The organism is Arachnia propionica, from assembly GCF_003932785.1.
Lineage (GTDB): Bacteria > Actinomycetota > Actinomycetes > Propionibacteriales > Propionibacteriaceae > Arachnia > Arachnia propionica_B.
In genome coordinates this window covers 73,492-82,262 of sequence record NZ_RQYT01000011.1, presented here as the reverse complement: position 1 = coordinate 82,262, position 8,771 = coordinate 73,492, and the positions used below count along the sequence as shown (strand labels likewise).

Here is an 8,771-nt window from a genome sequence, read left to right as displayed (position 1 = left end):
GCACGATCCAGTGCGCTCTTCGTCGTCCGCCTTGCCAAGGGGCCACCGTGCCGATCCTCGTCACGATCCCCCTATCCGCGCACCCTCTAAGTCATGCATCCGACGGCCCCCAGGGCGAGCAGTACGCCGAGCACCGGTGAGTCCCCGGTTCCGGTGAGGGACCCGGCCAGCAGGAACGCGATGGTCCCTGCGACGGCGGTCATCGTGCCGAGGAGGACGACGATCCCGGGAAGGCGACGCTCTCGAACCGCGGTGGCGAGCAGCACCACGAGGGGTCCTGTCGACATCACCAGAGCCGGCAGCACCGGTCCGGCAGCCGCGATGGACATCGTCGAGAAGGCCGTGTAGCCGACGACCCCCGTGAGCGACAGGAGAGCCGTCTCTCGAAGGGGTAGGGCTCGTGGAGCGGTGTCACCGTGATCTCCCTGCGCCCGCCGCCTCATCAGCCGAAGCAGACCCCACAGGGAGATCACGGTGAATCCGACGCGGCCGGCCGAGGTCATCCCGATCGGTGCCCCGGACAACGCCACTTTGACCAGGAGCCAGGTGACTGAGAGCAGCAGCACCAGTGCCGCGGCCAGGAGTAGCCGGGGAAGCGGTCCGGTTCCCCGGCTACTGGGCGTCACCTCAGCCCTTGAGGCCGGAGGTGGCCAACCCCTCGATGACCCGTCGCTGCAGCGCGAAGAACAGGGCAAAGATCGGTGCCATGGCCATGACGGAGGCCGCCATCATGAGGTTCCAGTCCGCGGTGTACTGCCCGGCGAGGGTCGCGATACCGACGCTGAGTGGCATGTTGTCCTCGCGGGTGGTGACGATCAGCGGCCACAGCAGGTCGTTCCAGCTCCACAGCACGGTGGTGATGGCCACCGCGAACAGGCTCGGCTTCACCAGGGGCAGAATGACCTTCCAGAAGGTCTGCCAGGGGTTGCAACCGTCGAGACGGGCTGCCTCCTCCAACTCCTTGGGCAGGGTCATGAAGGCCTGCCGCATCAGGAAGGTCCCGAAGGCCGAGAACATGCCGGGCAGCACGATGCCCCACGGGGTCTCCAACAGGTTGAGGCCCTTGATGATCTGGTACTGGGTGATGAGGAATGCCTGGCCGGGGATCATGAGGATCGCCAGCAACACCCCGAACAGGATGCCCCTTCCGGTGAACTGCATTCGTGCGAAGGCGTAGCCCGCCATGGAACACAGGATGAGCTGGGCAGCCGTGCGCAGAACCGTGATCAGTACCGAGACCCAGAACTGGGACAGGAACGGAATCGTCTCGAAGACCTTCGCATAGTTGCCCCATTGCGGGCGTGCAGGGAGGAACTGTGGCGGAACCGCTTGGATCTCCACGTTGGTGGACAGGGACATCATGAGTTGCCACACGAACGGGAAGATCATCGTCAGGCCGCCCAGGATGAGGATGAGATGGGCTGGCCAGTACCTCAGCTGTTGTTCCCAGACGCCTCGTCTTCTCTCATACATAGTGCACCCACTTCTTCTGGCCCCAGAACTGGATCGCCGTGACAATGCCCACGAGGGCGAGGATGAGGATGGTCACCGCCGCACCGACGCCGCGGTTCTGGGTGACGAAGGCCTCCTGGTAGAACAGCGACACGAGTGATCGCGACTGATCCGCTGCCGGGTTGCTCGGTCCGAGCATGGCGTAGAGCGAATCGAACAGCTGGAAGCCGCCGATGGCCTGCATGATCATGAGGAAGAAGATGGACGGTGTGAGCAACGGAACCGTGATGCTCTTGAACTGGTGCCACGCCGAGGCGCCGTCGATGGAGGCCGCCTCGTAGAGCTCCTTGGGGATGGACTTCAGCCCTGCGGACAGGATGATGACGTTGAACCCGATCGAGGCCCAGATGCCGAACACCGCCGTGGCCAGGATGTTGAGGCCGGGAGTGGAGAGCCAGAACGGCGGATTCTCCACACCGAAGGCCCGGAGGATCTGGTTGAGGATGCCGAAGGTGCCGTTGTAGAACAACCGCCACACCTGCACGATGGCAACCGGCATTGCGAGGTACGGCATGAAGAACGCGATCCGGTAGAAGGTGCGGCCCTTCAGACCGGGCAACTCCATGAGGGAGGCAATGCCCACCGAGATCGGCACTGCGAGCAGGACGATGCCGGTGTAGATGAGTGTGTTGACGATGGCCGACGGCAGTGCCGGTCGGGCGAGGAGTTCCGCGTAGTTCTCCAGGCCGACGAACTTCGGATCCCCGCCGAAGGCGTTCGCCTTGGTGAGCGAGGTCCAGAAGTTGCCGAAGATGGGGTAGTAGTAGAAGAGCATGACGCCGAGCAGCAACGGTCCGATGAACAGCAGGGGCCAGGCCCCCACTGACATCGGATTGCTGTGGCGTCGAGAGGAGGGCGACTTCGTGTCGCCGCTCCTGACGACGGCCATGGGGTCACTCCTTCTCGAGCAGGGCGTTCACCTCGGCGGCGAGCTTCGCACAGACCGTGGCGGCGTCCGACTTCCCGGTGAAGACATCGGACAGGACGGTTTCCTTCTCCGCCCAGGCGGTGGTGTTCTTGGACACCGGGTAGGGCACGGCGTAGGCCTCGGCGGCCTTCGTGAAGACATCGAGCTGCCAGGACGGGGCCTGGTCCAGCCACACCTGCTGGGTGTCCTTGAAGGCCGGGATCGCGGTACCGTTCTTGGCCTCGGTCTCGTTGGCTGCCTTGTTGGTCATGAACTTGACCAGAGCCTTCGCCGCGGCGAGGTTCTTCGACTTGGCCGAGGCGGCATAGGACAGACCGTGGATGATCGTGGCCTCCTTCTCCTTCTTCGGCAGGGGAACCACGACGATCTCGTCACCGGTGAACTTCTCCCGCAGCGGCTTGGTCAGCCAGGAGCCGCCCCACAACAGACCGACGTCACCGTTCATGAACAGGGCGTCCGCCTTGGAGTCCGAGACCACCTCAGGAGCCGGCACGCTGCCGTCGGTCAACAGATCACGGAGGTACTGGATCCCCTCGATGGACTTCGGGTCGTCGAATCCGGACTTGCCGTCCTTGAGGACGAAACCACCGGCCTGGTGGATGGTGTTGTAGTAGCTGGTCTGGCTCGAGGCGAAGTCGACGACCGCACCCCAGGTCGCACCGGACTCCTTGATCTTCTTGATGGCCTCGCGGTGTTCGTCCCAGGTCCAACCGTCGGTCGGGATCGTGAGGCCGGCCTTCTCGAACACGGCCTTGTTCACGAAGCAGGCGATCGTGTCATAGTCCTTCGGCACACCGTACTTCTTGTTGTCGAAGGTGTAGAGGTCGACGAGGGCGCTCGGGTAGCTGCCCCATTCCACATCCGCCAGATCGGTGAGTTCGGCCAGCATCCCGTTGGAGGCGTAGAGCTGGAAGTTGGGGCCGTTCATCCAGAACACGTCGGGAAGCTGATTGCCCTCGGCCTGGGTGCGCAACTTCTGCCAGTAGTCCTTGTACACGGCGACCGACGGAGTGACCTTGATGTTGGGGTACTCCTTGTTGAACGCGGCGATGTTCGCCTCAACGGTCGGGGTCTGGGCCTTGTCCCAGTAGAACATGGTGAGTTCGGCCTTGGTGTCCTTGCTCAGCTCTTGACCGCCACCGTTGCCGCCCGTCGAGGAGGGGGAATCTCCACTGCCACAGGCGGTCAGCCCACCGGCGGCACCGAGCACTGCTGCCGCTGCCAGGAAGGTACGACGCTTCATCGGGTTCTCCTTCTTAGTTCGTGGTCATTTGACCTGGTTGTTCTCGAAGTACGAGATGACTTCAGGGGCGAGGGCGGGCACGTCCCTCGGCGTTGCGCCATCGCGCAGTGAGTCAGTCGCTGCGATGGCGGCAGCGACCGCATGGTAGGCCCCGAGTGGGGAGGTGTCGGTCGGGGTCGACTCGGTGATGAAGTCGATGAACTCGCCCGTGGTGAGGATGTCCGCGTCGTTGTGTCCGCGGGCGTCCCCGGTGATGGGGTAGGTGGCATCGCCCTCAGGATCCCATTCGGAACGGTGCTGCCAGAGCTTGATGTGGCCGCCCTCCGAGTCGCCGAAGTTCTCGATGCGACCCTCGGTCCCGATCACCGTGTAGTTGCGCCAGTAGTCAGGTGTGTAGTGGCACTGCTGGTACGAGGCCAGGACCCCGGAGTCCAGTTGCATGAGCATCATCGAGATGTCCTCGACGTCGACGACTGGGTTGAGCCCCTTCTGCGACAGTGGTGGCCAGTTGTCCAGGGAGAACCACTCGTGCATGAGCTGATCGCTGCGATCCATACGATCGGTGATCTGACCGTAAACGGTCAGGCCACCCATCGCTGTGACCCGGGTGGTGTGGGAATCGGCCAGCCAGTGCATGACGTCAAGGTCGTGTGCCGCCTTCTGCAGCAGCAGTCCCGTGCCGTGTTCGCGGGTGGCGTGCCAGTCCTTGAAGTAGAAATCTCCACCGTGTCCGACGAAGTGGCGGCACCAGATGGCCTTCACCTCACCGATGGTGCCCTTGCGGATGAGGTCACGCATCGAACGCACCACGTTCATGTGACGCATGTTGTGGCCGACATAGAGCTTCGTCCCCGTCTCGTAGGCGGTGGTGAGGATGGCGGCGGCATCATCCAAGCGGGTCGCCAGTGGCTTCTCCACGTAGACCGGTACCCCGGCTCGAAGCAGTTCGCAGGCGACGGTGGCGTGGGTGTCGTCGGGGGAGGTGACCAACGCTGCGTCGATCCCGGTTTCGATGAGTTCGCTCACGGATCGTGTCCAGGTGATGTCGTCCCTGCCGAGGCGGGCGAGGATGCGCTGGGCCCCGTCAGGATGCGGTTCGGCCGCGGCAGTGATACGGCACCGGCGTCCGGGCAGCTCGAAGTGCCTGGCGATGTCGGAGCGGGCTCCGACCCCCACGACGCCGATCCTCAGTTCTGGGCGGGTGGTGGCGGTGGTGGGAGTCATCGGGACGTGGCTACCTTTCGTGATGATGTGGGTCAGTGGGGTGAGATTGGTCAGCACGGGGACCTCGCCGCTGAAGTGGTCGAGGAGAAGGCCACGTGCCTGCCGCAGGGCCAGTGTCAGCGCGCCGACGGTGGCAGAGGCCTGACCGAGGCGGGGAACCTCGAGGTGGAGCGCCGCGGCGCTCGATGAGCGGAGCGTGGTGAGATGGCCACTGATCTCGGTGAGTGCCTCGGGGACCTCACGGGAGGTGGTCGCGATGACGATGGTTGACGGGTCGAGGACCGCCGAGATCGCGCCGATGCTCTCTGCCGCCCGACGGAGATGGCCCGGCGTGGGACCGTCGCGGTCCGTGATGAGCAGGCCGACCTCACCCGCGTCCTGGTGATGGCCCCGGTGCAGTTGACCTCCGAGCACCAGGCCGGTGACGATGCCGCGGGACAGGGCGATGTACAGCAGGTCCGCATCTGGGGTGAGGTCGCCTGCGGTGCAGCGGATGGCGAACTCGCCGAAGGCCGCGGTGTTCACGTCGTTCTCCACGCGGACGCTGATCCCGATCCGCTCGGCCACCTTCGCGCCGAGTTCCATCCCCTCCCATTCGGGAACGGCGTCAGAACGTTTGATGCGACCGTCAGGGTCTATGGTTCCGGTGGTGGAGATGACGATGCCGTGCACCGTAGCGGGCTGATTGGCCACGATCTGCTGGTTGATGATCTCCGTGAGCGTGTCCAGCCGACGCTTGCGGTCGGTGCTCACATCGGGGCGGAACTCGACCGTGGTGAGCTTCCCGTCGAGTCGAGCAGTGGCTGCGAGCGCACTGCACTGGAGCAGGTCCACGCCGATGACGACACCCGCTGTCGGATCCGTGGCCCAGGTCTCGGCAGGACGGCCGATGCCGACCTCCGAACCGAGGGTGCGTACGAGTCCCTGGTGTCGAAGCGTCTCCAGCAACCCGGTGATGGTGGGACGGGAGAGCCCGGTCGCCTTCACCAGCGCAGTGACCGTCGAGCCGGGGTTCGCCACGAGAGCGTCATAGACGCGGGCGAGCCGTTCAGCCCGGGCCGAAGGGTTGGGAGGGGACATCGGTGACCTCGTTTTCGCAAGATACTTACGCAAGTACCTGTATGAATGAGAAGAGAGTAGGGGCACCCGCTGGCCGCGTCAAGTACCTGCAGTCCTTCTGGACGTCAGGTTGTCACGGATCGACGAGGAATCCGTTCTCTGTCATCCCGACGGCTTCGTCAAGGATGAGTTCGATCCGACGTCGGGTGAGCTCCGTAACGTGCTGCGGGAGCTCCTGCCGGGGCACCCAGTGGACGGAGCGCAACTCCGGATCCCGCACCGACACGGACGCCACGGTTCCTGCGTCGAGCACGCCACCGTCGTAGAGGAACTCAATGGCGTCCCCCCACCCGAGGTACGGGGGCATCCAGTCCACGAGAGCTGGTTGCCCCACCCTGTGGTCGATCCCGAGTTCCTCCTCCAGTTCCCGACGGAGACCCTGTCGCGGGGATTCCCCGGCATCCACGACGCCACCTGGCAGTTCCCAGTCGTCCTTGTAGCTCGGTTCGACGAGAAGGACTCGACCTTCCGGGTCCCGGAAGACGACATGGGCGATGACCCGCTTCGTCGGCAGGACCGAGTCCATCACCCCCGAGAAACCATGGGGACCGTACACGGTGTCCACCGCCAGGCGGGCATAGATGAGCACGTCGACCAGCTGTCCTGACGGGGCGAGCAGTGCGGATCGCAATCTCCCCTCGCGCCGGAAACCGCAGCGGTGCAGGGCGATCATGGCCGCCCGGTCCGTCGCGGGGATGTCGCACTGGAGCCGTCGGAGGTTGTGGGCGATGATGGCGTCATCGGCTGCGAGGGAGACTGCACGTTCCAGCGTTGTCGGATCCACGACCTGCTCCTCCCAGCGGAGCCTCCCCACCCCCTGGCCGATGTCGACGTGGACGGTGAACTCGCTCACGAGACGGTTCGACGGAGCCACACCGAGCCGAGCGGCGGGACCGTCACTCGTGCGCTGGCGGGGAAGTGACCCCACGGGACGTCGGACGCGGTGATGCGGCCCAGGTTGCCGAACTCGCCGGAACCGTCGTAGGTGTCGGAGTCGGTGTTGAGGATCTCCTCCCAGTCGCCCGCGACGGGCAGGCCGATCTCGTAGTCGCGCACCGGGTCGGGGGAGAAGTTCGTGAGGCAGGCCACGTGGTTGCCCGCCGAGTCGTGCCGCACCCAGCTGAGGAGATTGTGGCCGCTGTCATCGGCGTTGATCCAGGTGAAACCCTCGGGGGAGTGATCCAGTTCGTACAGCGCCGGGGTGGCGGTGTAGAGGGAGTTGAGATCGCGGAACAGCCGCTGCAGTCCACCGTGCCCCCACAACTCCGAGACCCACCACTCCAGGCTGCGGGACTCGTTGAACTCCGGTCGCTGCCCGAACTCCGAGCCCATGAAGACCAATTGCTTCCCGGGGAAACTCCACATGAACGAGTAGAACGCCCTGAGGGTCGCGAACTTCCGCCAGTCGTCCTGCGGCACCTTGTTGACCATGGATCCCTTGCCGTGGACGACCTCGTCGTGGCTGATCGGCAGGATGAAGTTCTCCGAGTACTGGTAGACCATCGCGAAGGTCAGCAGATTGTGCTCGTACTGGCGATAGACCGGGTCGAGGGCCAGATAGCGCAACGAATCGTTCATCCAGCCCATGTTCCACTTGAACCCGAAACCGAGTCCGCCGTCGTGGACGGGCTTCGTCACCCCGGGGAAGCTCGTCGACTCCTCGGCGATCATGAGCACGCCGGGGTGACGTTCGTACAGATGCCGGTTCACGTAGCGCAGGAAGTCGATGGCCTCGAGGTTCTCCCGGCCGCCGTGCTCGTTCGGCACCCACTGCCCCTCCTCGCGCGAGTAGTCGAGGTAGAGCATGGAGGCGACGGCGTCGACGCGGAGCCCGTCGACGTGGAACTCCGTGAGCCAGTAGAGGGCGTTCGAGATGAGGAAGCTCTTCACCTCGTTGCGGCCGTAGTTGAAGATGTAGGTCCCCCAGTCCATGTGCTCGCCCTGGCGGGGGTCCGCGTGCTCGTACAGCGCGGTGCCGTCGAAGCGACCGAGGGCCCACTCGTCCTTGGGGAAGTGACCCGGCACCCAGTCCATGATGACGCCGATGCCGGCCTGGTGCAGCCGGTCGATGAGGTAGCGGAGGTCATCGGGCTTGCCGAACCGGCTGGTGGGGGAGAAGTAGCCGGTGACCTGGTAGCCCCAGCTCGGCTCGAACGGATGCTCAGCCAAGGGCATGAACTCGACGTGGGTGTAGCCCTGCCAGGTGACGTAGGACACGAGTTCCTCGGCGAGATCGAGGTAGCTCTTCCCACGACGCCACCCCCCGAGGTGCACCTCGTAGATGCTCATGGGCTCGCGGTGCGGCTGCGACTGGGCCCGCCGGGCCATCCACTCGTCATCGGACCAGATGTACTTCGACTCGTAGACGATCGACGCGTTCGCGGGGGCCTGCTCGGAGAAGCGGGCCATCGGGTCCACCTTCTCCCGCCAGACGCCGTCCGGGCCCTGGAGGCGGTACTTGTAGAGCGTGCCCTCACCGATGCCCTCGATGAAGGTGGCCCACACCCCGGAACCGGGGATGAGCTGCATCGTGTCCCCGGTCCACCAGTTGAAGTCACCGATCACCTGGACCGCCTGGGCGTTGGGCGCCCACACGGCGAAGCGCACGCCCTCGATCCGGCCGCGCTCGTCGTCCTCGACGGTGCAGAGGAACGACCCGAGCCGGCGCCACAGCTCGGTGTCGCCGCCCGTGTGGAACCCTTCGAGATCCCAGCCGGTCAATCCGCCAAACGGGTCGTGCGCCAT

The 8,771-nt window shown here is 64.8% G+C and carries 7 protein-coding genes; all 7 read right to left on the bottom strand.

Annotation, left to right across the window (positions count from 1 at the left end; translation table 11 throughout):
- Nucleotides 1-86: 86 nt before the first annotated feature.
- Nucleotides 87-626, bottom strand: a complete 540-nt coding sequence (locus tag EII35_RS06940; protein WP_125227736.1) for a hypothetical protein — start codon at nucleotides 624-626, stop codon at nucleotides 87-89.
- 1 nt (nucleotide 627) lies between these two features.
- Nucleotides 628-1,473 carry a carbohydrate ABC transporter permease gene (locus EII35_RS06935; RefSeq protein WP_125227735.1) on the bottom strand — a complete coding sequence of 282 codons (846 nt, stop codon included), beginning with the start codon at nucleotides 1,471-1,473 and terminating at the stop codon, nucleotides 628-630.
- Nucleotides 1,466-2,401, bottom strand: coding sequence for a carbohydrate ABC transporter permease (locus EII35_RS06930; RefSeq protein ID WP_125227734.1), 936 nt, complete (start codon nucleotides 2,399-2,401; stop codon nucleotides 1,466-1,468). Before EII35_RS06930 ends, EII35_RS06935 begins: the two co-directional genes overlap by 8 nt.
- 4 nt (nucleotides 2,402-2,405) lie before the next feature.
- The gene (locus EII35_RS06925) at nucleotides 2,406-3,683 is read right to left on the bottom strand and encodes an ABC transporter substrate-binding protein (protein ID WP_125227733.1); all 1,278 of its coding nucleotides are present in this window, start codon (nucleotides 3,681-3,683) and stop codon (nucleotides 2,406-2,408) included.
- A 24-nt stretch (nucleotides 3,684-3,707) separates the two neighbouring features.
- Entirely contained in the window at nucleotides 3,708-5,987 is a 2,280-nt protein-coding gene (locus tag EII35_RS06920) for an ROK family protein (RefSeq protein WP_125227732.1), read from the bottom strand.
- Nucleotides 5,988-6,099: 112 nt separating this feature from the next.
- Entirely contained in the window at nucleotides 6,100-6,879 is a 780-nt protein-coding gene (locus EII35_RS06915; RefSeq protein ID WP_125227731.1) for an NUDIX hydrolase, read from the bottom strand.
- The gene (glgB, locus tag EII35_RS06910) at nucleotides 6,876-8,771 is read right to left on the bottom strand and encodes a 1,4-alpha-glucan branching protein GlgB (protein WP_125227730.1); all 1,896 of its coding nucleotides are present in this window, start codon (nucleotides 8,769-8,771) and stop codon (nucleotides 6,876-6,878) included. Before glgB ends, EII35_RS06915 begins: the two co-directional genes overlap by 4 nt.